Source organism: Roseateles saccharophilus (assembly GCF_004342485.1).
GTDB classification, from domain to species: Bacteria; Pseudomonadota; Gammaproteobacteria; order Burkholderiales; family Burkholderiaceae_C; genus Pelomonas; species Pelomonas saccharophila.
This window is the reverse complement of the sequence record NZ_SMBU01000053.1, coordinates 1-23,797: the sequence shown is the minus strand read 5'-3', so window position 1 is coordinate 23,797 and position 23,797 is coordinate 1. Positions and strand designations below refer to the sequence as shown.

The 23,797-nt window shown below is 67.6% G+C and carries 24 protein-coding genes and 2 pseudogenes; 14 read left to right on the top strand and 12 right to left on the bottom strand.

Annotated features, from left to right (window positions below; translation table 11 throughout):
* The 3 genes from EV671_RS24590 to EV671_RS24580 form a co-directional block, all read left to right on the top strand.
* The coding region (locus tag EV671_RS24590) for a hypothetical protein (RefSeq protein ID WP_207911245.1) at positions 1-396 on the top strand (396 nt) is incomplete at its 5' end.
* A 433-nt stretch (positions 397-829) separates the two neighbouring features.
* Positions 830-1,984, top strand: coding sequence for an ImmA/IrrE family metallo-endopeptidase (locus EV671_RS24585; protein ID WP_207911244.1), 1,155 nt, complete (start codon positions 830-832; stop codon positions 1,982-1,984).
* Positions 1,985-1,992: 8 nt separating this feature from the next.
* A complete protein-coding gene (locus tag EV671_RS24580; RefSeq protein ID WP_132576554.1) occupies positions 1,993-2,508 on the top strand; it encodes a hypothetical protein in 516 nt (171 codons plus the stop codon).
* A 255-nt stretch (positions 2,509-2,763) separates the two neighbouring features.
* On the opposite strand, the gene EV671_RS24575 is transcribed toward EV671_RS24580, so the two are convergent.
* Positions 2,764-3,720, bottom strand: a complete 957-nt coding sequence (locus tag EV671_RS24575) for an IS1595 family transposase (RefSeq protein ID WP_132576553.1) — start codon at positions 3,718-3,720, stop codon at positions 2,764-2,766.
* A gap of 209 nt (positions 3,721-3,929) precedes the next feature.
* Here EV671_RS24575 and tnpA point away from each other — a divergent pair, with 209 nt between their 5' ends.
* The 6 genes and pseudogenes from tnpA to acpS all read left to right on the top strand — a co-directional run bounded on the left by tnpA (position 3,930) and on the right by acpS (position 7,220).
* On the top strand, positions 3,930-4,256 hold the full coding sequence (gene tnpA, locus EV671_RS28065) for an IS66 family insertion sequence element accessory protein TnpA (protein ID WP_415840559.1): 327 nt from the start codon (positions 3,930-3,932) through the stop codon (positions 4,254-4,256).
* Positions 4,256-4,549, top strand: a pseudogene (tnpB, locus tag EV671_RS28060) (IS66 family insertion sequence element accessory protein TnpB); the annotation flags it as partial. The gene tnpA and the pseudogene tnpB, both read left to right, overlap by 1 nt.
* Before the next feature lie 250 nt (positions 4,550-4,799).
* Positions 4,800-5,561, top strand: coding sequence for a DNA repair protein RecO (recO, locus tag EV671_RS24565; RefSeq protein ID WP_132576552.1), 762 nt, complete (start codon positions 4,800-4,802; stop codon positions 5,559-5,561).
* On the top strand, positions 5,558-6,325 hold the full coding sequence (locus EV671_RS24560) for a pyridoxine 5'-phosphate synthase (protein WP_132576557.1): 768 nt from the start codon (positions 5,558-5,560) through the stop codon (positions 6,323-6,325). The genes recO and EV671_RS24560 overlap by 4 nt, the downstream gene beginning before the upstream one ends.
* The gene (locus EV671_RS24555; protein WP_132576551.1) at positions 6,322-6,828 is read left to right on the top strand and encodes a GNAT family N-acetyltransferase; all 507 of its coding nucleotides are present in this window, start codon (positions 6,322-6,324) and stop codon (positions 6,826-6,828) included. The genes EV671_RS24560 and EV671_RS24555 overlap by 4 nt, the downstream gene beginning before the upstream one ends.
* The gene (gene acpS / locus EV671_RS24550; RefSeq protein WP_132576550.1) at positions 6,825-7,220 is read left to right on the top strand and encodes a holo-ACP synthase; all 396 of its coding nucleotides are present in this window, start codon (positions 6,825-6,827) and stop codon (positions 7,218-7,220) included. The genes EV671_RS24555 and acpS overlap by 4 nt, the downstream gene beginning before the upstream one ends.
* Here acpS and EV671_RS24545 read toward each other — a convergent pair.
* Complete coding sequence (locus tag EV671_RS24545; protein ID WP_132576549.1) at positions 7,217-8,263, bottom strand: hypothetical protein; 1,047 nt, start codon at positions 8,261-8,263, stop codon at positions 7,217-7,219. The two genes, acpS and EV671_RS24545, sit on opposite strands and share 4 nt — an antisense overlap.
* A 255-nt stretch (positions 8,264-8,518) precedes the next feature.
* On the opposite strand from EV671_RS24545, the gene EV671_RS24540 reads away from it, so the two are divergent.
* On the top strand, positions 8,519-8,890 hold the full coding sequence (locus tag EV671_RS24540; RefSeq protein WP_132576548.1) for a hypothetical protein: 372 nt from the start codon (positions 8,519-8,521) through the stop codon (positions 8,888-8,890).
* A gap of 96 nt (positions 8,891-8,986) precedes the next feature.
* Here EV671_RS24540 and EV671_RS24535 read toward each other — a convergent pair whose 3' ends face one another.
* The 4 genes from EV671_RS24535 to EV671_RS24520 form a co-directional block, all read right to left on the bottom strand.
* Positions 8,987-10,123: an HD-GYP domain-containing protein gene (locus EV671_RS24535; RefSeq protein ID WP_132576547.1), complete on the bottom strand. Its 1,137-nt coding sequence runs from the start codon at positions 10,121-10,123 to the stop codon at positions 8,987-8,989.
* 512 nt (positions 10,124-10,635) lie between these two features.
* The gene (locus tag EV671_RS24530; protein ID WP_132576546.1) at positions 10,636-12,336 is read right to left on the bottom strand and encodes a COG3904 family protein; all 1,701 of its coding nucleotides are present in this window, start codon (positions 12,334-12,336) and stop codon (positions 10,636-10,638) included.
* Positions 12,337-12,410: 74 nt separating this feature from the next.
* Entirely contained in the window at positions 12,411-13,961 is a 1,551-nt protein-coding gene (locus tag EV671_RS24525) for a POT-type proton-dependent oligopeptide transporter (RefSeq protein WP_132576545.1), read from the bottom strand.
* A gap of 94 nt (positions 13,962-14,055) precedes the next feature.
* The gene (locus tag EV671_RS24520) at positions 14,056-16,938 is read right to left on the bottom strand and encodes an Rne/Rng family ribonuclease (RefSeq protein WP_132576544.1); all 2,883 of its coding nucleotides are present in this window, start codon (positions 16,936-16,938) and stop codon (positions 14,056-14,058) included.
* Between the two features lie 661 nt (positions 16,939-17,599).
* Between EV671_RS24520 and EV671_RS24515 the strand changes: the two genes are divergently transcribed.
* On the top strand, positions 17,600-18,544 hold the full coding sequence (locus tag EV671_RS24515) for an RluA family pseudouridine synthase (RefSeq protein WP_132576543.1): 945 nt from the start codon (positions 17,600-17,602) through the stop codon (positions 18,542-18,544).
* Between the two features lie 12 nt (positions 18,545-18,556).
* On the opposite strand, the gene EV671_RS24510 is transcribed toward EV671_RS24515, so the two are convergent.
* Positions 18,557-19,405, bottom strand: coding sequence for an SGNH/GDSL hydrolase family protein (locus EV671_RS24510; protein WP_165917710.1), 849 nt, complete (start codon positions 19,403-19,405; stop codon positions 18,557-18,559).
* A 240-nt stretch (positions 19,406-19,645) separates the two neighbouring features.
* Here EV671_RS24510 and EV671_RS24505 point away from each other — a divergent pair, with 240 nt between their 5' ends.
* The 3 genes from EV671_RS24505 to EV671_RS24495 are packed head-to-tail and all read left to right on the top strand — an operon-like array spanning position 19,646 to position 21,681.
* On the top strand, positions 19,646-20,311 hold the full coding sequence (locus EV671_RS24505; RefSeq protein WP_132576541.1) for an HAD family hydrolase: 666 nt from the start codon (positions 19,646-19,648) through the stop codon (positions 20,309-20,311).
* Positions 20,304-20,690, top strand: a complete 387-nt coding sequence (locus EV671_RS24500) for a Rieske (2Fe-2S) protein (RefSeq protein ID WP_132576540.1) — start codon at positions 20,304-20,306, stop codon at positions 20,688-20,690. The genes EV671_RS24505 and EV671_RS24500 overlap by 8 nt, the downstream gene beginning before the upstream one ends.
* Before the next feature lies 1 nt (position 20,691).
* Positions 20,692-21,681 carry a S49 family peptidase gene (locus EV671_RS24495; RefSeq protein ID WP_132576539.1) on the top strand — a complete coding sequence of 330 codons (990 nt, stop codon included), beginning with the start codon at positions 20,692-20,694 and terminating at the stop codon, positions 21,679-21,681.
* Between the two features lies 1 nt (position 21,682).
* Here the strand turns inward: EV671_RS24495 and EV671_RS24490 are convergent, their stop codons facing one another.
* The 5 genes and pseudogenes from EV671_RS24490 to EV671_RS24470 form a co-directional block, all read right to left on the bottom strand.
* A complete protein-coding gene (locus EV671_RS24490; protein WP_207911243.1) occupies positions 21,683-21,820 on the bottom strand; it encodes a PEP-CTERM sorting domain-containing protein in 138 nt (45 codons plus the stop codon).
* 196 nt (positions 21,821-22,016) lie between these two features.
* Positions 22,017-22,244 (bottom strand): annotated as a pseudogene (locus EV671_RS28055) (CHC2 zinc finger domain-containing protein); the annotation flags it as partial.
* A 121-nt stretch (positions 22,245-22,365) separates the two neighbouring features.
* Positions 22,366-22,788, bottom strand: coding sequence for a putative toxin-antitoxin system toxin component, PIN family (locus EV671_RS24480; protein ID WP_165917709.1), 423 nt, complete (start codon positions 22,786-22,788; stop codon positions 22,366-22,368).
* 42 nt (positions 22,789-22,830) lie between these two features.
* Positions 22,831-23,073: a hypothetical protein gene (locus EV671_RS24475; protein ID WP_132576536.1), complete on the bottom strand. Its 243-nt coding sequence runs from the start codon at positions 23,071-23,073 to the stop codon at positions 22,831-22,833.
* 11 nt (positions 23,074-23,084) lie between these two features.
* A complete protein-coding gene (locus tag EV671_RS24470) occupies positions 23,085-23,492 on the bottom strand; it encodes a helix-turn-helix domain-containing protein (RefSeq protein WP_132576535.1) in 408 nt (135 codons plus the stop codon).
* Positions 23,493-23,797 lie beyond the last annotated feature (305 nt).

Here is a 23,797-nt window from a genome sequence, read left to right as displayed (position 1 = left end):
GCGCCTGACCGACCGTGTTCAACGGGTCAATTCACCCCGGCCAGGTGGAGCAGTTTGAGTGGCCATAAGTGGGGCACTTTGGGTGGCCGCCGGGGAGCTGCTGCCGCCGCCAAGGCCGCAAAAGCCGCGGAGGAAGCTGCGCAGGCAGCGAATGCCGGGAAAGCCGTAGAAGGTGCCGGCGCCGGGGGGGCCGCGGTGACAGGCCTGAAGATCGAAAACACCGCCGGCAAGTTAGGTGGAACCGAGGTGACGGCAGAAGCCAACGGCGTGAAAGTTGAAAATAGCTTCGGCGGCAGTGGCGGCGAAGGTAGCCGTGAAAGCGACCCCCCGACGTGGTTCACTGTGCTGATCGGCTTGGCCATAGTCGGCTGGATAGTCTCCAAATTCCGAAGTTAGTGCTTATCTGAACTCGGCCGATGCGCTGGGAGGACACCGTTGCGGAGTTCAGCGCGTCGAAATGCTCGACCGCGTAAAGTAGGTGTGGGCTTCGGTCCCCTGCTTCTCCCTCCCTGAGCAGGCGCCTCCGCGATGACAGCGGAGGTCGTTCCGCCCCGGCTGCGTGCTGGGGTTTCTTTTTTGTGATGCGGTAGTCAGCGGACCGGCGGCGTGCCAACGTGATGGCCGGCGTTCGTCGCGTTGCAGACCTGCCTCGTCACTTCGAAGGACAGGCCGGCCATGCTGCAGATCGTCAACGAGATGACGGCGCAGCTGATGAAGGACGCGGGGGGATTCAGTGAGGGCCGGGTTGTGCCTGCGCGTGCCGGATATTGTTGATTCGCAAGGCGATCTTGCTTTTGTTGATTTGCAAGATTAAAGTACAGGGATGACTATGTTCGATCGGACGGCCGATGCCGCCCGCCCGGAAGCCGCTCGCCACATGAGTGCGATGGGCGGCCGTGTACGTGTGGCTCGGGAGAGCGCAAAGATCACACAGGCGGATTTATGTGAAGCGGTGGGGTTTGCTGATCGGCAGACCCTCTCGGCCATTGAGAACGGGGAACGCCGCATTCAGGCCGCGGAGTTGGTGCGGATCAGCCAGGCGGTCAACCGTCCCATCGAATGGTTCATCGATCCTTTTGTGGTCGAGGGAGACGCTCGATTTTCATGGCGGGTGGCGAAGTCGCTGCCGGATGAAGCGCTGACCGACTTCGAATCCCGAATTGGGCGCTTGGTGGGCCTTCTGCGGCATCTCAAGATGGCCTTGCAGGGGAACTCCTCCGTGTTCTCACCGGTCCTGCGCGTCTCAAGGCAATCCACCTTTGAGGAAGCTTGGGTCTGGGGGGAACTGGTGGCACAGCATCTGGATCTTGGGATCGTGCCTGCAGTCAAGCTGGTCGAAGCCATCGAGACCCGGCTGGACATCCCAGTCCTCTACGTGGATGCGCACGTCGAAAGTGAAGCTCGCGGTATCTCCGGTGCTATGTGCCGTCTGCCGGACCTCCAAGTCATCGTGATCAATCGGCACGAGTCTCCCGCGCGTCGGAATTTCGACGTTGCCCATGAGCTGTTCCATGCGCTCACCTGGGATGCACTCCCTCCCCAGCATCGGGAGGATCCGGACAATGTCGCCAAAGGCACTCTGATAAAGCGGATTGAGCATTTGGCGGACAACTTCGCTGCGGCGCTTCTGATGCCGCGTGCCAGCTTGGACAAGCTCATCCCTGAGGAAAAGCTTGGCGACGCTGAATATCTCGTGGACGTAGCTCGAGAGCTGCACGTCTCCACGGGAGCATTGGCCTTCCGGCTGCTCAACCTGAAATTGATCGGTCCGGGTACGTGTGAAGCTGTCAGGAAACTACAGGTCGCAAAGGAGCAGTCGCCTGCACCGGAGCTATACAGCGAATCGTTCGTCAACTTGTTGCACGAGGGGATATTGCGCGGGCATGTGTCGGCGCGAAAGGGCGCCTCGGCCCTCGCAATGACGTTGGAACAACTCTCCGGACTGATGAGTAAGTACGGGAAGTCCGCGCCTTTTGTCATCTAGGACGCTGAATGCCAAAGCCGCGGGTGCTGGTCGATTCGTGCGTCATCATCGAAGCTTGCCGAACGAAAGTCTGGAAAGCGCTGACGAACCACTTCGACGTAGAGACGGTCGAATGCTGCGTTGTCGAGTGCTGCACGGGTGACATTTTCGTTCCCGGTCGCGTTCCGTTGAATTCGGCGACGTTGCGAGCCGAGCTGGCCATGGTCCACCCGGTAGATGACGACATGCTCGCCGCGGTGGGGATCGACTTCCACGATCTGCCCGCGATGGATCCTGGCGAGTTTCATCTGCTGGCCTGGCTCCATGCAAATCCGGGACAGGCAGTTATGACCGTGCTGTCCACAGCTGACCGCGCAGCGATTCGGGGAACTCACGTCATGAACCTCATGGACCGAGTGACCTCACTCGAGGAGCTTGCGAAGCAGGCCCATGTCGGTCGAAACCAGCTGGACAAGCTCCAGGGTCATTTCATGGAAAACTGGCTGTCGCAGGTGCGCATGCAGCTGCGAACCGGCGTCCTGTAGCGTTCGCTGGTTGCTCGCCTTTGGCGGATTGGTCCTGCGCCGCGGTTCGGCGGGGCGAAGTAGTCGCCCCTGCAAAACGCTTGGAACCCGCATCACCAGTGTTCATGCGGGTTCCAGGCGTTTTGCAGGGCCGACAACATATGTTGAACATGCCATATTCAGTGAAATTAAATTGGATTTTCACTGAAAATCAGCGTTCAACGCGCGATGAAACCTATCATTCGAGTGAACAAGCTGGGCCATAAGGCCACTTGATTAGTAACGTGCCTCAGCCCCGCCCCGAATCTCCTTGATGGGGTGCCTGTCGCAACGGGCCACATCCACGATGAGGCGGGCGACCAGTCCACGCAGATCGAAGCGGCGGTTGAAGCGGTAGGCGAAGGCGGCCAGGTAGGTGTCGGCATGTTTGGCCCAGCCCAGCGAGTGATAGGCCCCATGCAGACTGGTCTTGAGATTGCCCAGGATGGTGTTCACCCAGGTGAACTGCGGCAACTCGCGAGGCTTGCGCTGACCGACGACGACGGGCGAATGCAGGCAGCCGGCGTTGGCCACGGCGGCGAAACAGGCGAGGCCATCGCTGGTGACGTGGGTGCCCGGCACGAGATTGGCCTTGGCCCAGTCGCTAACCGACTGCGACGTGAATCCGAGCAGGCGATGCAGTTTCACGAAGGCCGGGCGGCCCTTGGCGTCCAGCGACACCGCGGCCACGAACGGCGTCTTGTTCTCGGAGCCGCGTCCGGCCTTGCCACCAGGGAGCTCGCCACCGAGATAGGCGTCATCAAGTTGCACCTGACCGCCGAGCCGATGGCAGTCCTCGCGGGCGGCCATCGCGTGATTGATCTTGTGGTGCAGCGCCCAGGCGGTGGGGTAGCTCACGCCGAGTTGGCGCTTGAGGGCCAGCGACGACAGCCCGGTCTTGGCCTGGCTGATGAGGTAGATCGCCAGGAACCAGATGCGCAGCGGCAGCTTGGTGTGCTCCATCAGGCTGCCCGCGGTCAGCGAAGTCTGATGGCGACAGCCCTGGCACTGGAAGAGTCGACGTGCGCCGTGGCCGACGATGTAGTGCTCTGCTCGATCACAGCGCGGGCAACGAAACCCGGCGGGCCAGCGAGCCGCCTTCAGCGCCATCGCGCACTGTTCCTCGGAGCCAAAGCAGGCCATGAATTCAGGCAGCGACAGCCCGGGCTGGAACTGGATCGGATTGAAGCTCATCGGTGGACCTCCAGGTCGGTTCACCGCTCAGGCTACGGGCCGGGTGGCTCATGGTGTGAGCTTGCTGAGGCAACTTACCAATCAAGTAAGGCCATGAGGGAGCAATCATGGACGTCGTACATCGGTAGCGATAAGCCGGCAGCGTTCTTTCCTCGCGCGCCGCTGCTTCCCAGAATGCCTGCATCGACAACGACGGCAAGGCGGACGAGGTGGAGCAACGACAAGGACGGCGGCATCTGGGAGAGGCGAGGTGGCGAGAGTTGCTGGGGCAATTCCGCGCAGGCGGCGAGATGGTCGAAGCGTTTTGCCAGCGCGAGGGCGTAGCCAAGAGTAGTTTCCAGCGCTGGAGATCGCGGTTGGAGGGTGGCGCTGCACTGCGCTCGGCGAGCACTGCGGGCCAGCAAGTACCCCAGCATTTGCGAGCGAGCTTTGTCGAGCTGGGGGCGCTGAGTCTGCCTGTGGCACCAAGCGCGCAGCGGCTGGAGATCACGCTGGATCTGGGCGGCGGCGTGACGCTGCGCGTGGCGCGTGGCTGATGTTCTTCCCCGACGGACACGTCCGCGTCTGGCTGTATGGCGAGCCGGTGGACATGAGGAAGTCCTACGACGGCCTGTGCGCGCTGGCGCGCCACGGGCTGAAGCAGGACCCGCTGCACGGTGCGCTGTTCGCCTTCGTCAATCGGCGAGGCACGCAGATCAAGGTGTTGTACTTCGACCGCAGCGGTTGGTGCGTGTGGGCCAAGCGGCTGGAGGCTGGCCGATTCATCGGCAGCTGGAACGGTCTGGTGCACCGCGAGATGGACTGCACGGGACTGAAGCTGCTGCTCGAGGGCATCGAGGTCATGCCTTGCTGTCAGGTGGAACGGTTGACGATGGACGCCGACGGTGCGCAAGACTTCGGCGCCAAGTCGGCGCCATCGTTGCCGCTCGCGTGCGCCAGCAGAACGACGGACCATACTGTCGGTCCAGCGCTCATCAATACCTGCTGGGCAACACCGCAAATAGCATCGCCGAAGCCGGGGCTGGTTCAATCTGGCGCACTCGTTGTCGCCCTGCGCAGCCTTACCGGCCCCCAACTAAATGAGTTCGACGCGAACCCCTTCGGTGCAGCCCGCCTATGTGCTGCACCAGCACGACTGGAGCGAGTCCAGCCTCATCCTCGACCTGTTCACGCGCGAGTCCGGCCGCCTGGCCGTCGCGGCCAAGGGCGCCAAGCGACCCTATTCGCAGCTGCGCGCCGTGCTGCTGCCGCTGCAGCGCATCAACGTCAGCCTGAGCAAGCCCGGGAAATCAGCCTCGGCCGACGGCGGCGAGGTGCAGACGCTGCGCGGCGCCGAATGGGGCGGCGGCGCGACGCTGCCCTCGGGCGCGGCGCTGTTTTCCGGCTACTACCTGAACGAGCTGCTGCTGAAGCTGCTGGCCCGCCACGACCCGCATCCCCGGCTCTTCGACGCCTACGCCGACACGCTGGCCCACCTGGCCGACGGCGACGTCGCGCTGCGCGCCTTCGAGGTCAAGCTGCTGGCCGAGCTGGGCCTGCTGCCCGACCTGAGCGTCGTCACGCACACCCAGGCCCCCATCGATCCCGAGCGGCGCTACCAGCTGTCGCCCGAGTCGGGCCTGATCCCGCCCGCGGGCGATACCGGCCTGCCCGGCGCCCTGCTGATCCAGCTGCAGGCCGCGCTGCTGCACGGCAACCCCGCGGCGCTGCGCCAGGCCTGCACCAGCGCGCCGCTGGCCCTGAAGACGACGTTGCGCGGCCTGCTCCACTACCATCTGGGCCACCAGCCGCTGCGCACCCGCGCGCTGATGGTCGACGTCCAGAACCTGCTCGACACATGAATCCCTTCGCTCACGCCGGCGCCCGCTGCGCCCTGTCGGTCAACGTCAACAAGGTCGCGCTGCTGCGCAACACCCGCCACCTCGGCATCCCCAGCGTGCTGCGCGCCGCCGAGGCCTGTCTGCTGGCTGGCGCCCAGGGCATCACCGTGCACCCGCGGCCCGATGCGCGCCACATCCGCGCGAGCGACGTCGACGAGCTCGCCGGCCTGCTGAAGGGCTGGCCCCAGGCTGAGTTCAACATCGAGGGCAACCCGACGCAGAACCTGATGGACTTCGTGCGCCGGCACCGCCCGCACCAGGTCACCTTCGTGCCGGATGCGGAAGACCAGTTCACCTCCGACCACGGCTGGACGCTGCCGCAGGACGCCGAACGCCTGAAACCGCTGATCCGCGAGGCCCAGGACCTGGGCGTGCGCGTCAGCCTCTTCATGGACCCCGTCCCTGCCGCGATGGCTGCGGTGGCCGAGCTGGGCGCCGACCGCATCGAGCTCTACACCGAGAGCTTCGCGAGCGCCTTCGGTACCGAGCGCCAGGACGCCGTGCTGGCCGGCTTCACGGCCACCGCGACGGCGGCGCTGGCCCTGGGCCTGGGTATCAACGCCGGCCACGACCTGAACCGCGACAACCTCGGCCTGTTCCTGCGCCATGTGCCCGGCGTGCAGGAGGTGTCCATCGGCCATGCGCTGATCGCCGATGCGCTGGAGCTGGGCTACGCCGAGACGGTGAAGGCCTATCTGCGCGCCATCGCCGCGGCCGACGCATGATGCCGCGCAGGGCCCGCCCTGCGGACGCTGCCTGCCTGGCCGCGCTGGCCCAGTGGGTCTGGCTGGACAGCTATGCGACGCAGGGCATCGAGGCGCGCTTCCTGCCCTATCTGGCCGAGTCCTTCAGGATGGGCGCCTTCGAGCGACTGATCGTGGACCCGGAGCGGGTGATGTGGGTGTTGGAGGAGGGCGCCGTGCTGCAGGGCTTTGCCCAGTTGCGTCGTGGCGCTGCCGCGCCGGTTCCCGGTGGTGCGGCGCCGCGCGTCGAGCTCGAGCGCCTTTATGTGGCGCCCCGCCTGACCGGGCGCGGCCTGGGCGTGGCGCTGATGGCCGCCGCGCGCTCGACCTGGCCGGCGGAGGCCCTGTGGTTGAGCGTCTGGGCGGGCAACGAGGGCGCGCAGCGCTTCTACCGGCGCGAGGGTGGCGAGGTCATTGGCGAGACGACCTTCGTGCTCGACGGGCAGGCCCACCCCAACCTGGTCTTCGGCTGGCCCGCGCGATGATCCACGGCATCGGCACCGACATCTGCGACATCCGCCGCATCGAGGCCACGCTGGCCCGCCGCGGTGAGCGCTTCGCCGAGAAGGTGCTGGGGCCGGACGAACTGCAGGTCTTCCGCGCCCGCCGCGCTCGCTCCGAGACGCGCGGCCTGCGCTACCTGGCCACGCGCTTCTCGGCCAAGGAGGCCTTCAGCAAGGCCATCGGTCTGGGCCTGCACCTGCCGATGCGCATGCCCGACTGCCAGATCCTGAACCAGGCCAGCGGCAAGCCGGTGCTGAAACTGAGCGGCCCGCTGGCGGACTGGTTCGCCGAGCGGGCCTTGAGCGCCCTGGTGACGCTGAGCGACGAAAGCGACTACGCGGTCTCCTTCGTCGTCGTCGAGAAGGCCGGTTAGGACTTTTTCTTCGCAGCGGCCGGCTTGGCGGCGGCTGCCGGCCGGGCCAGCGACTCGCCCTTGGCGCTCATGACCATGGCCATGTCCATGTGCATCAGGCCGTTGTCGGGTATGTTCATCGTCATCTGCATGTCCATCGCGAGCTGGTTGCTCAGCGGCAGGCGGTCGGCCAGGCGCAGCGAGCTGTGGCCCTTGCCGCTGCCGCTGACGACGACATGCATGGTCTTGGGCGCGTCCGCGGTTGCGGGCGCTGACGAGGCCGCCTCGGGCCCGGACGCGGCCGATGCGGCCGCGGCGGGAGCCACCGGCGTCGGCACGGGGGCGCTGATGTCCGCCTTCAGGTCCATGGCCAGGTCGAAATAGGCCACGCCGCGTTCCAGCCGGGTCAGCGTGTAGTGCACCTGGCCGCCCATCGAGCCGGCGCCGCCGGGCAAGGGCACGGGCAGGGTCAGGGTCAGCGGCACGTCGACGCTGTCGCCCACCTTCAGCGGCCGTTGGCTCAGCGCCTTGGAGAGCTGCAGGGCCTCGTTCACCATCGTGTTGCCCTGGGCGCGCAGCAGCTCGGTCAGCTCGGGTGCGCCTTCGACCTTCTGCATCTCGAAATTGAAGTCCCTGGGGTTGAAGCGTGCGACGAAGCCCAGCTCGCGGTTCTGCTGCTGCGGCAGCGGCACGAGCTTGCCGCCCACCTTCATCTGGCCTGTCCTCATGCCGACACCCACCGTCAGCGGCAGCCAGCCGTCGGCGTCGGGCTGGCCGACCTGGAGCGTCTGCTGCATCTGCATGGACATCTGCATCGGCCCCATCTGGGCCAGCCGCTCGGCGCCCTGGGCGATCTTGGCGCGCTGCTCGTCGGTGGCGTCGGGGCCGGCCTCGGCACGCATCTTGATCGTGGCCTGCATGTCGATGTGCTGGCGCTGGTGCTGGCCGGCGCGCGGCGTGGTGTCGAAGGTGACGGCGGCGGGCGCGGCAGGGGCGGCCTGGGCACCCAGGGCCAGGCCGAGCAGGGCGCTCGTCAGGCTCAGGCGTAGCGGGGAAACTGTCACGGGGCAACTCCGAAAAAATGCTGCCGGGCCGGCAGCCGGATGGCATCGTAGGCGGCGGGCGGCAATGGGCAGCATCAGGCCGCTCGGGTAATTTCCACTTCGAACGCCACCAGCCCCGGCGTGCGCCGTCGACGCCGTGTTCCACGGTCACGGGTTCACTTCGTGCGGTCGGGCAGGTTGGCAACCCAGGGGACAGAGCTACGATGCCGGGCGGCCATCGTGCTGCGTGCCCTGTGCGAGACGGACAAGCGATCCATGAACGAGCGAGCCGATGCGGAAGCACTCGAATTGGTGAAGATCGTCAAGTCCATCGGCGAACTCGACAAACTGTTGGGTACGCTGATGCGAGGCCTCCGGCCGATGCGTCCCTGGCAGCGTCAGTTGCTGATGCGTCTGGAGCAGGCCGACCGTGAAGTCCAGGTGCTGCGCATGACGATGGCGCTGAGTCGCGAGCCCCAGGAGATCGAGCAGGCGGCGATCGACCTGCATGCCACGCTCTGCACTGCATTTCGCGAATTGGCTGGGGGACGAGCCGACGTGATGACGAGGGTGGCAATGCAACTCGCCCGGGAACTGGGCAATCAGGTGCGCGGCGCCCTGGCGCTCAAGCGCAAAGAAGGGAACTGACCGCCACTGAGGCACTGCATCGCGATACGGTGCTCCGCCAAGCTGCGGCAGAAATGGGGTGCTGCCAGAGGAGCGGCTCCTGCACCAGCGGTCTGATCACTCCGGCAGCCCGAACAGCCGCTCGGGCGGCACCCGCAGCACCAGCTTCTGGTCGGGCGACGGCCCTGCCACGGCGAACTCTGGCTTCGCGGTATCGCGAATATTGGTGCCGACGATCGGCATGCCCTTGCGGTCGGTGATGGCGGCGACCATCGGTGTGTTGACCGTCGCGCCTCGACGCACGACCATCGCAAGCTCGCCCGATTTCAGCTGCACGAAGTCGCCCGGCGGGTAGATGCCGAACTCCTTGATAAGGGCTGCGGCCATCGCGCTGGCGCCCGTGTCGGCGAACAACTGGCGTTCGGCCTCCTGGATCGGGATCGGCGGGCGGTCGGTACGCGGACTGATCTTGGCCATGAACACATCGGCGCAACGTAGCGCGCAGCCGAGTTCGCCCGGTTCCGCGCCGAGGGGATAGCCACTGCCGCCTACGCGCTCGTGGTGCTGCAGCACCGCCTCGAGCCAGGCTGGGTCGGTCACGCCAGCGGCCACCAGCGCATCATGCGCGGCCTGCGGGTGCGCCCGCAGGCGCGCCTGCTGGACGTCGTCGGGTCTCCTGCCCTGCACGGCGAGCTGGCCCTGCAGTTCGAAGATGGTCATGTTCATCGTCAGCGCCGCCTTGACCAGCGTCAACAACTTGGCCTCGTCCCAGCTCATGCGCTGCGCCATCAGCTGACAGGTCAGTGCGGTGTGCAGGGCATGTGTGAGCCCGTACAGCGAGAGGCGCCTGGCATCCTGCCGGCGCGCCAGGTAAATGCCGATGTCCGGATCGCGCCGTACGAGTGCCACGCAGGCCCGAGCGAGTTCGTCGGAGCGCTCGGAGAAGGCCGACTCGGTGGGGCTGCGCAGCAGGCGATCGAGCCGCCAGATGATCTGCTCCCAAGCGTCGAACAGGGTCAGCTTGCGAGTGGCCACCTTCTCGGGCGGCGTCGCATTCTTCAGTTGGCGCAGTTCCTCGAGGTCGACGTAGGCGCCGCGTTCGATCAGCGCGGCGAGCTGGTCATCGTCGGAGACGACGTGGCCGCGCGCCAGCAGCAACTTGCCGTTCTCGTCGCGCACACCGAAGGGCAAAGGCTTGCCCACGTGTACCTGGTTTTGCACCAGGCGGAACAGGCGTAGCGAACTCTCGCTCATCGGCGTGCCGCCTTCCAACGACGCGATCGGCAACCGACTGGCGAGCGTCTGGGTGCGGGTGGCCCGTCCTGCGCGAACGATCGCTGGAACTCTCCCGGCAGAGTGCCCACAAAACCGGTCACTTCTACGCCACTGGCGAACTCCCGCGCCGACGGATGCCGCAGGCGAGAGCCGCGGACAAAGGGTCGGCGCGTGGCCTGAACGCCAAGAACGGAGCCAAGCAGTTTCACCGGATTTACTGTAATTGCCGCGCGCGACCGCTTGGCGTCAGCATTTCACGTTACGTTCACTGGCGAGGTGAGGCGCCACTGCCAGCCCATGCGCTCGAGGCCCGGGCAAATGGATGCGCCTGCGTCCCTCGCTTCATCGTCGACCGCCCGGTAGGCCGCAGCCGGGGCCTTTGAACTCGCCTGCTCGGAGATGACGTGCACGCGTGCGACGGAGTCGTAGTGCCCGCGCCGGGCAGGGGACCTGACCGTCGGAGTCGGCACCCGCTGCCGTGAATCTGCAGCTCAGCGTGCCTGGAACAGCAGCCGCTCGACCAGCTCGCGGCGGGCCGGCGGCAGGGTGGGCAGGCGGTCCAGCGTCGCGATCACCGGCTCGCAGCCAGCCCCGGGGGCGGGTGCGGCGTCGGGCGCATCGGCCCAGACGCGCGACAGCATACCCATCGCGGCCGCGCCGACCGAGCGGTCCAGCACCTCGATCTCGATGGCGCTGGCCGGCTTGGGCAGCCAGCGCGGCGGTGCGGCGCTGGCTGCCTCCAGCAGCCATTGGCTCTCGCGGATCTGCAGGGGCAGCGGCAGCTGCAGGCGGGCCGTGAGGCGGCCTTCGAGCAGGTCGCGGCAGGCCGGGCGCACCCCGGGCTTGGGCGGCGTGCGCAGCGCCTTGAGCTGGTCGGCGACGAGCTGCACATAGCGACGGCGCGTCGGTGCATCGCTGTCGGCGATCAGCGCGGGCATCTGCGTCGCCAGGGGCGACCAGGCCGCGGCTTGCACGTCCTCGTCCGTGGCGCCGGCGGCCTGGGCATCGAACATGCGCTTCGCCACCGCGACGACGGTGCCGCCGTTGCGCTGTTCCAGCGCGCCCCAGACGGGGTGGATGCGCAGCGCATCGTCGAAGTCGGCGAGGCTGGCGTGGCCGGCGGCCGGCAGCGCGATGGCCAGCGTCTGCGGCAGCGGCATGATCAGCGAGTGCGCCAGCAGGTCCTCGCGTGGCGCGAACCAGATGCTGCGCGAGGGCGTGCGCAGCGTCTTGTCGATCATGGTCTGCGGCAGGCCCAGGTCGCGGTAGGTGGCGGCGAGCTGCTGGTTGGCCAGCTCCTCGAAGACCGGGTTGTAGGTGCCGGTCGACGCGCGGTGAAAGCCCAGCTGGGCGCCCGGCGTCAGCTGGCGCGGGTTGCCGGCCAGGAAGACCAGCGTGCAGGCGCTGGCGCAGGTGCCCACGGCGCGGCTGGCATAGCCGTGCTGCTTCAGCGCGGTGGCCATCTTCTCGGCCTCGTGCACGCGCCCGCCGGGCGAGGTCAGCTCCACGCGGCGCAGCTCGCGGGCCGCCTCGGTCTTCAGCAGCGTGGCCAGGCGCTCGGCATCGCCCATGCCGATGGTGCCGTCCAGCCTCAGGCTGTGGCCATCGGCGGAGAGGCTGAGCGTGGCCTGGCCGATGGGGTCGATGCCACGTGCCATCTGCCAGTACTCGCCCAGGCTGGGCAGGAAGCCGAACAGGATGGACACCGCCAGCTGTAGCGCGCCCAGGCCCAGCGTGATGCGCGCCAGCCAGCCCCAAAGCCGCGCGCCGCCCTCGCGCAGGTAGTTGGCCGCGGCGCGCCAGGCGCCGACGATGCACCAGACGTCCAGCGAGGTCAGCAGCGGCAGGCCCAGCAGCAGCACGATGGCGCTGATCTGCAGCGACTCGCCCTTGGCGCTGATCCAGCTCATCAGTCCGGTCAGCATCAGCGCCAGCGGCGTGGCCAGCAGCATGTTGTTGACCCAGTAGCTGCGCACCAGGCTCTGTTCGCCATGCCAGTGGCTGGCGAAATAGCCCCGGCGGCTTTCCTTGACGACCACGCGCGGGCGCGGCCGTGCGGCGGCGTGGCGCGGCTGGTGCGAGGCCTGCTCCCAGGCGGCGGGCGCGGGGGCCTGCGCGGGCGGCGGGCTGGGCTTGTCGTGGTCGACCTGGGTCGGGTCGACGTAGGGGCGCGGCGGGCGGGCGTCGTTCATGGCCGGGGCAGCTTACTGACGAATCCGGCCCAAACGAAGGTTGCTATTCACGACCCGAGGCCATGAACAGCTTCTCAGGCGCGGTAATGGTCCTGCATCGGATAGCGGCGCGCGACCAGGCCGAACAACGCCGCCGCGACCAGCGCGAAGCCGGCGAAGAAGAACATCAGGCAGGCCGTCTCGCTGTAGCCGCTGGACTGGATGGCCGCCAGCGCCGAGGGGCTCTTCACGCTGACGTTGGACAGCAGCACCCACAGGTTGCCGATGGTCACCGACAGGTTCCAGAAGCTGGTGATCGTGCCCTTCATGGCCTGCGGTGCCTGGCTGTACGCGAACTCCAGGCCGGTGGCCGAGACCAGCACCTCGCCCAGCGTCAGCGCGACATAGGGCAGCATCTGCCAGACGATGCTGACCGAGTCGCCGGCATCGATCCACAGTTGCAGCATGCCGGCGAAGATCCAGGCCACGCCTGCCAGCGCGATGCCGAAGCCCATGCGGCGCAGCGCCGTCACCTTCACGCCCACGCGGCCCAGCATCGGGTAGAGCACGAGGTTGTTGAAGGGGATCAGGATCATGACCAGGGCCGGGTTCAGCGCCTGCATCATGGAGGACTGGAACCAGGCCGGCTTGCTCATCTGGTCGGCCTGCAGCACCCAGGTCGAGGCCTTCTGGTCGAACAACGACCAGAACGGCGTGACGAGGGCGAACAGCACCAAGAGGCGCAGCACGGCGCGCGCGCCGTCCACGGCCGCGTCGGGATGCGCGCCGCGCGCGCGGTCCAGTTGCATCGCGGCGCCGGCGCCACCGAAGCCCATCACCAGCACCAGGGCCAGGCAGACGGCCGGCACCAGGCCCAGGCCCCCGATCTGGCCCAGGCTGTAGCCCGCACCGATGACGCCCAGCGCCGCAACCATGGCGCCCGTGCCGCCGGCCTTCAGCGCCGTCCAGACCACCTTCAGGAAGCTGTGCGGGTTGGCGCCGCGTGCCGGCGCATGCACATACTTGGCCCGGCCGCTCCACAAGATCGCCGTCGCCACGAACATCAGCAGGCCCGGCACGCCGAAAGCCACGCGTGCGCCGAACTCCTTCAGCAGGATGGGCATGAACAGCGACGCGAAGAAGCTGCCGAAGTTGATGATCCAGTAGAAGGCGTCATAGACCTTCTGCGCGAGCGAGCGGTTGCCCTTGTCGAACTGGTCGCCGACGAAGGCGCTGACCAGCGGCTTGATGCCGCCCGAGCCCAGCGAGATCAGGAACAGGCCCGTGTAGAAGCCCGGGATGCTGTTCTCGAATAGGGCCAGGCAGGCGTGGCCGGCGCAGTAGATGAGGCTGAACCAGAGGATGGTCGGGTACTTGCCGAAGAAGCGGTCGGCCAGCCAGCCGCCCAGCAGCGGGAAGAAGTAGACGCCGATGACGAAGGTGTGGAACACCTCCTTGGCCTCGGCCTTGCGCAGGTCTGCCGGCACGGCCAGCAGCAGGCTGGTCATCAGGAAGACCGTCAGGATGTTGCGCATGCCGTAGAAGCTGAAGCGCTCGCATCCCTCGTTGCCGATGATGTAGGGGATCTGCGGCGGCATCTTGGCCGCCGGGGCCGTCGCGTGTGGGTTCGCGGTGGTCGTGGTCATTCGTCGTCAGCCTCTGTGAAGCTCAAGAGAAAAGAAAAACGCCGCGCGGCTTGTGGCCGGCGGCGTTCAGGTGGGGGCTGTCAGCCGTGCGGGATCATGCCTCGAAAGGCAGCTTCACCTGGCTCAGATCCTTGCGGGTTTCCACGAGCACCAGCGGGCCTTCGTCGATGACGACCACCGCGGCGGGCTCACGGCCCAGGGGTGCCGGTGCCGGCTCGGCCGCGATGGCGGCCTGGACGGCGGCAATCTTGTCGGCGTCGGAGTTGACCCAGCTCAGACCGGCGGCCGAGGCGATGGCGTTGAGCGCGTCCATCGGCAGCTTGAAGGCCTCGACGATCGGCGCGGGCGCCGCGACGGGGGCCGCGGCAGCCGGCGCCGGCGCTGCGGCCTGGCTCATCGCCTCCTCGATCAGCGAGCCCTGCACGGGCGCGCCGTCGGCGGCCACGGGCGTGGCGGCATCCGTGCCAGCTTCCTGGCCATCGACACCACCCTCTTCACGGCGGCCACGGCCACCGCGGCGGCGGCGGCGCGGTTCGCGGTCATGGCCTTCGCCGATGTCGTCGCTCTCGGGGGCGGCGGCTTCTGCGGATGCGACCTCGGCAGGCGCGGCGGCATCGGCCGCCTGGGCCTCGGCGGCAACGCCTTCAGCGGCTTCCGTGCCCTCGGCACCTGCGCTGCGGTCGTCACGGTCACGGCCACCACGGCGGCGGCGGCGGCCACGGCCCTGGCGCTCCTCGCCGACCGGCGTGTCGCCGGTGGGCGGCAGCGCGGCATCAGCCTGGCTGTCGACGAAGGCGGGCGGCGCGTCATGGACGGCGGCCTGCTCCTCGGTCAGCGGCGCGACCAGCGGCAGGGCGGCCTCGACCGGCGTGCGCTCCTGGCGCTCGCCACGCGGGCGGCGCTCACCACGCTCACCCCGCTCGCCGCGTTCCTGGCGCTCGCCACGGTCAGCGCGTTCGGTACGTTCCGTGCGCTGCTGCTGTTCCGGCTTGTCGCCGGACTCGCCACGCGGCTTGCGGTCACCACGCTCGGCGCGCTCGCCACGCGCTTCCTGCGGCTTGCCATCGCGGCGGCCATCGCGGCCACCCTTCTGGTCGCCACGCTCGCCACGCTCGCCACGGCGGCCATCGCGGCCACCATCGCGGCGGCCGTCACGGCCGCCTTCGCGCTTGGGCTTGTCGGTCGCGGCCGGCGCGGGCGCCGGGGCCTCGACGGCCGGCACGGGGGCCGGCGCGGCGCCACCACCGAAGAAGCTGAACAGGCGGCTGAAGAAGCCACCCTTGCCGGACTGTGCCGGTGCCGCTGCCGCGACGACCGGTGCGGGGGCGGGCGCAACGACCGGTGCCGGCGCGGGGGCGGGCAGGGGCGCGGGCTGCTCGGGCAGGATGCCCTTGATGACCGGCTCCTGCTTGTTCTTCTTGTCGCCCGCGTCGCGGCGGGTGATGCCGACCTCGTCGGTCGGCTCCTCGATCATCGTGTAGCTGGCCTGCAGGTTCTCCAGGCGCGGATCGTCGTGGCGCAGGCGCTCCAGCTTGTAGTTGGGCGTCTCGAGATGCTTGTTGGGCACCAGCAGCACGGTGACGCGCTGCTTGAGCTCGATCTTGGTGATCTCGGTGCGCTTCTCGTTGAGCAGGAAGCTCGTGACCTCCACCGGCACCTGCACGTGCACGGCGGCGGTGTTGTCCTTCATGGCCTCTTCCTGGACCATGCGCAGGATCTGCAGCGCCGAGCTTTCGGTGTCGCGGATGTGGCCGGTGCCGTTGCAGCGCGGGCAGGTGATGTGGTTGCCTTCGCTGAGCGCCGGGCGCAGGCGCTGGCGGCTCATCTCCAGCAGGCCGAACTTGCTGATGGAGGCGAACTGCACGCGGGCACGGTCCTGGCGCAGCGCATCGCGCAGGCGCTGTTCGACGTCGCGGCGGTTCTTGCTCTCCTCCATGTCGATGAAGTCGACGACGATCAGGCCGCCGAGGTCGCGCAGGCGCATCTGGCGGGCGATCTCGTCGGCGGCTTCGAGGTTGGTGCGGGTGGCCGTTTCCTCGATGTCGCCGCCGCGCGTGGCGCGGGCCGAGTTGACGTCCACCGAGACGAGGGCCTCGGTGTGGTCGATGACGATGGCGCCGCCGGAGGGCAGGTTCACCGTGCGGCTGAAGGCCGTCTCGATCTGGTGCTCGATCTGGAAGCGGCTGAACAGCGGCGCGTCATCGCGGTAGCGCTTCACGCGATGGCCCTGGTCGGGCATCACGTGGTTCATGAACTGGTGGGCCTGCTCGAACAGGTCGTCCGTGTCGATCAGGATCTCGCCGATGTCGGCGGTGAAGTAGTCGCGGATCGCGCGGATCACCAGGCTGCTTTCCTGGTAGATCAGGTAGGCGCCCTTGCCACCCTTGGCCGCGTCGTCGATCGCAGACCAGAGCTTGAGCATGTAGTTCAAGTCCCACTGCAGCTCCGGCGCCGAGCGGCCGATGCCGGCGGTGCGGGCGATCAGGCTCATGCCCTTGGGGTATTCGAGCTGGTCGAGGTTTTCCTTCAGCTCCTCGCGGTCCTCGCCCTCGATGCGGCGGCTCACGCCACCGCCGCGCGGGTTGTTGGGCATCAGCACCAGGTAGCGGCCGGCCAGCGACACGAAGGTGGTCAGCGCCGCGCCCTTGTTGCCGCGCTCTTCCTTCTCGACCTGGACCAGCAGTTCCTGGCCTTCCTTGATCGCGTCCTTGATCGTCGCGTTCTTGACGTCCACGCCCTCGCGGAAGAACTGGCGCGAGATTTCCTTGAACGGCAGGAAGCCGTGGCGGTCCTCGCCGTAGTCGACGAAGCAGGCTTCGAGCGAAGGCTCGACCCGCGTCACGACGGCCTTGTAGATATTGCCCTTGCGCTGCTCGCGGCCTTCGATTTCGGTCTCGAAGTCCAACAGCTTCTGGCCATCAACGATTGCGAGGCGCCGCTCTTCCGGCTGCGTCGCATTGATCAGCATGCGTTTCATGTCATCACTCCTCGCGTCCCGTGCAGGAACGCGTCACGTCATGCCACCCGGGGGTGGCGTTCAAGACGCACGAGCGACAGCATGGAACCGTGGAAGGAGTGCCCTGGACCGCTCGGGTTTCTGACGCGAGTCAGACGCCGAGCGGCGTTGGCGCATGCGACCGGGCCGTCATGCCGCGGGGAAGCCCCGCCTCGACCCAGCCGCGCGTGCACGACGCGAGCGCGCCGGGCCAGGCGACCACCGCAGCTTCTGGCTGGGGTCGCGCGACGGGGCGCATCGGGTGGGGGAGGGAAGGGCTCATCCGCGGAGGACTGCTGGACGCTGGCGCGAGCTGTTGCGGTGGAGGCCGCTCGCTCTCGCGCCGTGAAAACCTTGTTTGGCATCCGGATCTCTTCGCGCTTCGAGGCGGCTGAAGAGGGGCCGGAGGGTTCCGTGTGTCATCGCTCTGCCACACCGTGCCGCTGACCGCGCTTTCACTTGGGGAAACCGCCTGCCGGCCGCAGGATGCGTTGCATCGCCTGTTGTGCCCCTGGGGACAAGCCCCCCGGGCGCCCCGTTGTCGCCGCTAAAATCAAAAAAATCAAACACTTACGGCAGCAACGTGGTGAAAAGGATTATAGGGGCAGGCACAGCGGCCCCTGCCACGGGGTCGACCACCGCCGTGAGTACGGATAAACCCGCGGTCCGGCGCGTCGTGGTGGACGAGGGCTCGGCCGGCCAGCGGCTGGACAACTTCCTGCTGCGCGAGCTCAAGGGCGTGCCCAAGACGCATGTCTACCGCGTCATCCGTGCCGGCGAAGTCCGCGTCAACAAAGGGCGGGCGCACGCCGACACGCGGCTCGAGATCGGCGACGAGGTGCGCATCCCGCCGGTGCGCCTGCCCGAGAGGGCGCAGGCGCCCGCCGCGCCGGCACGCGAGTTCCCCATCGTGTTCGAGGACGAACATCTGCTCGTCATCGACAAGCCGGCTGGCGTGGCCGTGCATGGTGGCTCGGGCGTCAGCTACGGCGTCATCGAGGCGTTGCGCCGTTCCCGGCCCGAGGCCAAGTTCCTGGAGCTGGTGCACCGGCTCGACAAGGAGACCTCGGGCCTGTTGATGATCGCGAAGAAGCGCAGCGCGCTGACGAATCTGCAGGATCAACTGCGCGAGCGCGAGACCGGCAAGACCTATGCGGCCCTGGTCTGGGGCGACTGGCCCGAGAAGCTCAAGGTCATCGACGTGCCGCTGGTGAAATTCGTCGGCGGCGACGGCGAGCGCTGGGTCAGGCCCGGCAAGCCGGACGAGGATGAGGCCAAGCGCTCGATCAGCCTGGTCAAGGTCGTGCAGAAGACGAAGGACTTCAGCCTGCTGGACGTGACCATCAAGACCGGCCGTACCCACCAGATCCGCGTGCACCTGCAGCAGGCCGGCCACGCCATCGTCGGCGACCCCAAGTACGGCGACTTCGAGCGCAACCGCGAACTGGCGCGCGGGCCGGCCAAGTTCGACCGGATGTTCCTGCACGCCCGGCGGCTGCAGTTCCAGCATCCGGCGACGGGGGCGACGGTGACCTGCGAGGCGCCGTTGCCCGGGCCCTGCATGGAGCTGCTGGGCTCGCGGGCCTGAACTCCGGCCCCGCTACGTGCCCAGGACCTGCACAAGCGTGCCTGCCCAGATGCGGGCTTCCTTGGTCCAGCCCGAGGCGTTGGGATGGATCTCGTTGGCCCAGTCCCCGCTGCTGCCCCCGGAGGCCGGATCGGCCGCGTCCAGCACGCCGGTGGTCGGAACCGCGTGCAAGGCGCCGTCGAATCCCGTCCACCCCTGGATGACCGAACCGATGTCCTGGAACAGGCCCTGTGTCAGCGCCGGCCACAGACTCGGGTCGATGCTGTTCTTCTGATAGGCCTTGTACAGCCAAGGGCCGATGCCCGGGCCGGCCGGTGCGTTGCGGGCGACCGGGGTGTCGTAGCAGTTCAGGAAGACGGGCGTGCTCTGGTTGTTTGCGTCCGCGCGTATCGCGTCGACCAGCTGCTTGAAATCCGTATTGAGATAGTCCTCCAGGATGCCTTTGGCCGCCTGGCTGACGCAGGCATAGCCGTCGGCCGGGAGCGGCTGCCCCGCCATATTCAACAGCAAGCCCTGGCCCGGATCCGGGTCGCGAGCGGCGTCGATGAAGTCGTTGCCGCCGGCACTCAGGAGGATGGCGTCGTACCTGAACTGCCCGAGCCACCAGACAAACTCGCCCTTCATGATGTCGACGAGCTGCCGGAGCTCGGAGCCCGCAATGGCCAGGTTGATGATCAGCACGGGCAGGCCGCGGTTGTCCATCTCCTGGGCCAGGAACCATGGCAACGAGGGGATGACCAGGGAGCTCCGGTCCATCCATGAGTCGCCTTCCGCCAGCAGGCGGTACTTGAATGGCCCCCTGGCCTCGATCTCCTGGGAACGCCCAAGGTATTCATGGCCTGTGCACACCACTGATGGCATGGTGATCTCCGTGTTCACGATTGCAACGACGCGCCGCCTACTTTGGCGGCAGCCGAAGCGACAGGCATCCCCAACGCTGTGGAAACTGAAAGGGCGCAGAGTGCCGGTCGAGCCCGTGCATTTCCAGTCAGACCGGCCTGGCGGCGCGGCCCGTCTTGACGAGCGCCATGGCGCCAATGGCCTGTCCGCGCGAGGCTCCGCTGGCCGGTAGAGAATGCTCTTGCGCCGACAATCCCCCCAATGACCTCCCGCCCCCAACGCTTCGACCTGATCGCCTTCGACTGGGACGGCACGCTGTTCGACTCCACCGCGCTGATCGCCCGCTGCATCCAGCGCGCGGCCGTCGACATCGGCCTGCCTGAACCCGAGTTCGAGCGCGCCAAATACGTCATCGGCCTGGGCCTGCGCGACGCGCTGGAGCAGGCCGTGCCCGACCTCGAACCCGAGCGCTACCCGGAACTGGGCCTGCGCTACCGGCATCACTACCTGGCTTCGGAGCACGAGGTGTCGCTGTTCGACGGCAGCCTGGAGATGCTGCAGGCGCTCAAAGAGCGCCACCACTGGCTGGCCGTGGCCACCGGCAAGAACCGGGTGGGCCTGGACCGCGTGCTGGCCCATGCCGAGCTGACGAAGATGTTCGACGCCACGCGCACGGCCGACGAGACCCGCTCCAAGCCGCATCCGCAGATGCTGCTGGAGCTGATGCGCGAGTTCGGCGTCGAGCCCGAGCGCACGCTGATGGTGGGCGACACGACGCACGACCTGCAACTGGCGGCCAATGCCGGCGCACCCTGCGTGGCGGTCAGCTTCGGCGCGCACGACCACGAGACCTTCGCAGAGTTCAATCCGCTGTTCGTCGCGCACTCCACGCGCGAGCTGCATGACTGGCTGATCCAGCATGCTTGAGCACGACGTCGCGCCGCCGCAGCGGCTGTGCGCGTCCGCCGAGCTCGAGGAGCGCGGCCGCGCCGTCAGCTTCGACGTCATCCAGTGGCGCGAGCATGTGCGGGCCTTCGCGCTGCGCTTCGATGGCCGCGCGGTCGCCTACCTGAACCGCTGCGCTCATGTGCCGACCGAGATGGACTGGCAGGAGGGCGAGTTCCTGGACCGCGACAAGCGCTACATCATGTGCAGCATCCATGGCGCGGTCTACGACCCGCTGAGCGGCCAGTGCGTGATGGGGCCCTGCAATCGCGGTCGGTTGACCCGCATCGAACTGACGGAGCGCGACGGCGAGGTCTACTGGCACCCGACGCGCGACACCAAGCCCGCTTTCCAAGATTGATATGAGCACACCCAACGACGACCTGCCGCCCCCGATGCAAGAGCCCATCGGCGTGCCGCCCGTGGTCACGCCCGAGACCGAGCCGGTGTTCGCCCAGCTCGCGCGCGACTTCCTGCGCGAGCGGCGCGCCGAGCGGCGCTGGCGCACGATGTTCCGCCTGTTCTGGCTCGGCCTCGCGGCCCTGCTGGTCTACAGCCTGTGGCTGCAGACGCGCCATGTGACGCCGACCGCCGAGCCGCACACGGCCTTGATCGACGTGCGTGGCGAGATCGCTGCCGACAGCGACGCCAGCGCCGAGCTGCTGCTGGCCGCGCTGAAGGACGCCTTCAAGGACGATGCCGCCCAGGCCGTCGTGCTGCGCATCAACTCGCCCGGCGGCAGCCCGGTGCAGGCCGGCATCGTCTACGACGAGATCAGGCGGCTGAAGAAGCAGTACAACAAGCCGGTCTATGCCGTCGTCGAGGAGATGTGCGCCTCGGGCGCCTACTACATCGCCGCGGCGGCCGACGAGATCTTCGTCGACAAGGCCTCGGTCGTCGGCTCCATCGGCGTGCTGATGGACGGCTTCGGCTTCACCGGGCTGATGGACAAGGTCGGCGTCGAGCGGCGCCTGCTCACGGCCGGCGAGAACAAGGGCATGCTGGACCCGTTCAGCCCCGTGACGCCCAAGCAGCGCGCCTACGCCCAGGCCATGCTGGACCAGATCCACCAGCAGTTCATCGCCGTGGTGCGCGAGGGCCGCGGCAAGCGGCTGAAGGAAACGCCTGAGACCTTCTCGGGCCTGTTCTGGAATGGCGAGCAGGCCGTCAAGCTCGGCCTGGCGGACCGCTACGGCAATCTCGACTTCGTCGCCCGCGAGGTGGTGAAGGCCGAGGACGTCATCGACTACACGCCGCGCGACAACGTCGCCGAGCGCCTGGCCAAGCGCTTCGGCGCGGCCATCGGCGGTGGCGCCGTGAAGGCGCTGCGCGAGCTGGCGCCGATCCGCTGAATCAGCCGCGGCCACGCCGGCGCGCGAGCGCGGCGGCCACCAGGCCCAGGCCTGCGAGTGCCAGCGAGGCCGGCTCCGGCACATGCTGCACCTGGGCCTGATTCTGGAGGGCCGGCATCGGTGCGTCGTTGACTTGCACGCTGCTGTTCCAGTCCTGCATCTGGAGCGGCAGCTCGGGGAGCTAGGGGGCGCCATGAGTTGCGGTGCCATAAAGGGCTTTCAGGGTCATCGAGCGTCACCGCGCCGGCAGCTTGCGCACGATGGTGCGCTTGCCCACGCCGTTGTCGCTGCCGGCTGCCTAGGCAGGGGGCAATGTTGGGCAGCTCCACCGCGTGGAGGAAGCACAAGCCTTTGTGCCTCATCGCCCAGTCGACTGGGGCACCGCCAACGCCACAGCCGAAGAAGGGGCATACGTTCTTGGCCGACGTGACCACCAGGCTGGCCGTGTCGTCCTCGCGGACGGGACAGTGGCCGAGCAGATCCTTGCCGCCCTTCTTGAGCTCGATCCCTGAGGCCTCGATCATGCCGACCACCTCGATCTCGATCTCGGGGAAGCGCGCCATCGGATCTTCACGCGATTGATCTGCATCACGCCCTGTTCGCGTTCATGGGCCACCCCACTTCAGCCGCTGAAGGCTGGGGCTGCGTAAATGCCGTTGGCGGGCTTGGCCGGCCGGCGAGCGTTCAGGCGGTGATGCGCCGCAAGGCCTCGGCCGCCTCGATGATGGCTATGCCCCGATGCGTGCCGATGGGCAGCAGGTGCTTGCGGTCCCCAGTGACGATCAATTCGGCTCTCGCGGCCACGGCGGCGGCGATCACATGATCGTCATCAGCGTCATCCGCCACCACGCGCGGCACACTGGCCGGTGCCACCAGATTGACAAGCGCCGCGTAGTGCGCAACGAGCGCCGAAATGCTGGTGCCGAAGCCCTCGATGCGGTTGGCGAACTTCGCATAGGCCAGCGTGTGGGCCATTTCATCGAGCAGCACCGCGCTGCAAAAAAACTCCACCGCCTGACCCTCGCCAGAGTGGATCGCCAGCTCGATCAAGCGCCTGGGCGGCCCACTCCACAACAGGCCCGCCACCACGACATTGGTGTCGAGCACGAGCCGCAGCGGGGGGGCGTGGCCGCAGGGCGGAGCTCGGCATCAACTGGCCCCGCGCAGGCGCGCTTGAGCACGCACCTGGCGCACTTCCTCGACGATCTCCTGTTCGATCTCGGGCGTGAGTTCATCGGCCGGCAGACGTTGCCACAGGGCTTGCAGCGAATCGCCCGCGCGGCGGCGCAACTGCTCGCGCAGCATGGCTTCCATCGCGTCGGCCGACAGCAAACCGGCGCTAGCCGCCTTCTGGGCCAACTCATCGGGCAAGGTGATTTGTACGGTGGTCATCGCGTGCGTCCTTAACTGCTGAGGTTGCCGACCATCTCCTTGGTCTGGTACTTCACGATCATCCCTTCGAGAAGTGCCTTGACGATGCGCCGATCCTCGTCGGCCATGTGGCTGACGGCCTCGAACTGCAACCGCAGATCGTCGGACGGGCCGCGCTCGGTCTCGCCGAAGACAAGCTGATCCAGGCTCACATGCAGCGCCCGCGCCAGGCCGACCAAGGCTTCGAGCGTGGGCTGTGCGTTGCCGGCTTCGTAGCGCTTGATCTGGTTCACATGCACGCCGGCCGCATCGGCCAGCGCCTGCTGGGTCATCAAGGCCTGGCGGCGGATCTGGATCAGCCGGGCAGGAAAGTGCGTGGTAGGCGGCGGCGCGCCGGCGGCAGCAGCAAGAGCAGCGGTGGACTTGGCGGCGGCAGGCATGGCGGGCAAACGGCTCTCAAAGATGACGCAGCCTATAGGGTGCCCCATGGGCCCTAAAACGGTTCGCAACAAGGCCCATTAAAGGTGCCGCAAAAAGACACAAAACGGGTCTTGGAGGGTTTTAGAGCGAAGGAATCCGACGGCATGGCGCGCATCCCCGAAGCAGAAGTCGAGCGCCTGGTGGAGTCCTAGGGCGCGGCGCTTAAAAAGGGCTCTCTTGAATTTCAAGTGGGTTGCCGGGCGTGAGGGTTGATCGCGCTGAAGTCGAGCTTGCCCGCGATCAGGAAGATGACAGTCTGGATGGT

Coding starts and splice junctions, on each gene's coding strand:
- EV671_RS24585 (WP_207911244.1), top strand. CDS start 830: ATGTTCGATCGGACGGCCGATGCCGCCCGCCCGGAAGCCGCTCGCCAC.
- EV671_RS24580 (WP_132576554.1), top strand. CDS start 1,993: ATGCCAAAGCCGCGGGTGCTGGTCGATTCGTGCGTCATCATCGAAGCT.
- EV671_RS24575 (WP_132576553.1), bottom strand. CDS start 3,720: ATGAGCTTCAATCCGATCCAGTTCCAGCCCGGGCTGTCGCTGCCTGAA.
- recO (WP_132576552.1), top strand. CDS start 4,800: ATGAGTTCGACGCGAACCCCTTCGGTGCAGCCCGCCTATGTGCTGCAC.
- EV671_RS24560 (WP_132576557.1), top strand. CDS start 5,558: ATGAATCCCTTCGCTCACGCCGGCGCCCGCTGCGCCCTGTCGGTCAAC.
- EV671_RS24555 (WP_132576551.1), top strand. CDS start 6,322: ATGATGCCGCGCAGGGCCCGCCCTGCGGACGCTGCCTGCCTGGCCGCG.
- acpS (WP_132576550.1), top strand. CDS start 6,825: ATGATCCACGGCATCGGCACCGACATCTGCGACATCCGCCGCATCGAG.
- EV671_RS24540 (WP_132576548.1), top strand. CDS start 8,519: ATGAACGAGCGAGCCGATGCGGAAGCACTCGAATTGGTGAAGATCGTC.
- EV671_RS24535 (WP_132576547.1), bottom strand. CDS start 10,123: ATGAGCGAGAGTTCGCTACGCCTGTTCCGCCTGGTGCAAAACCAGGTA.
- EV671_RS24530 (WP_132576546.1), bottom strand. CDS start 12,336: ATGAACGACGCCCGCCCGCCGCGCCCCTACGTCGACCCGACCCAGGTC.
- EV671_RS24525 (WP_132576545.1), bottom strand. CDS start 13,961: ATGACCACGACCACCGCGAACCCACACGCGACGGCCCCGGCGGCCAAG.
- EV671_RS24520 (WP_132576544.1), bottom strand. CDS start 16,938: ATGAAACGCATGCTGATCAATGCGACGCAGCCGGAAGAGCGGCGCCTC.
- EV671_RS24510 (WP_165917710.1), bottom strand. CDS start 19,405: ATGCCATCAGTGGTGTGCACAGGCCATGAATACCTTGGGCGTTCCCAG.
- EV671_RS24505 (WP_132576541.1), top strand. CDS start 19,646: ATGACCTCCCGCCCCCAACGCTTCGACCTGATCGCCTTCGACTGGGAC.
- EV671_RS24500 (WP_132576540.1), top strand. CDS start 20,304: ATGCTTGAGCACGACGTCGCGCCGCCGCAGCGGCTGTGCGCGTCCGCC.
- EV671_RS24495 (WP_132576539.1), top strand. CDS start 20,692: ATGAGCACACCCAACGACGACCTGCCGCCCCCGATGCAAGAGCCCATC.
- EV671_RS24475 (WP_132576536.1), bottom strand. CDS start 23,073: ATGACCACCGTACAAATCACCTTGCCCGATGAGTTGGCCCAGAAGGCG.
- EV671_RS24470 (WP_132576535.1), bottom strand. CDS start 23,492: ATGCCTGCCGCCGCCAAGTCCACCGCTGCTCTTGCTGCTGCCGCCGGC.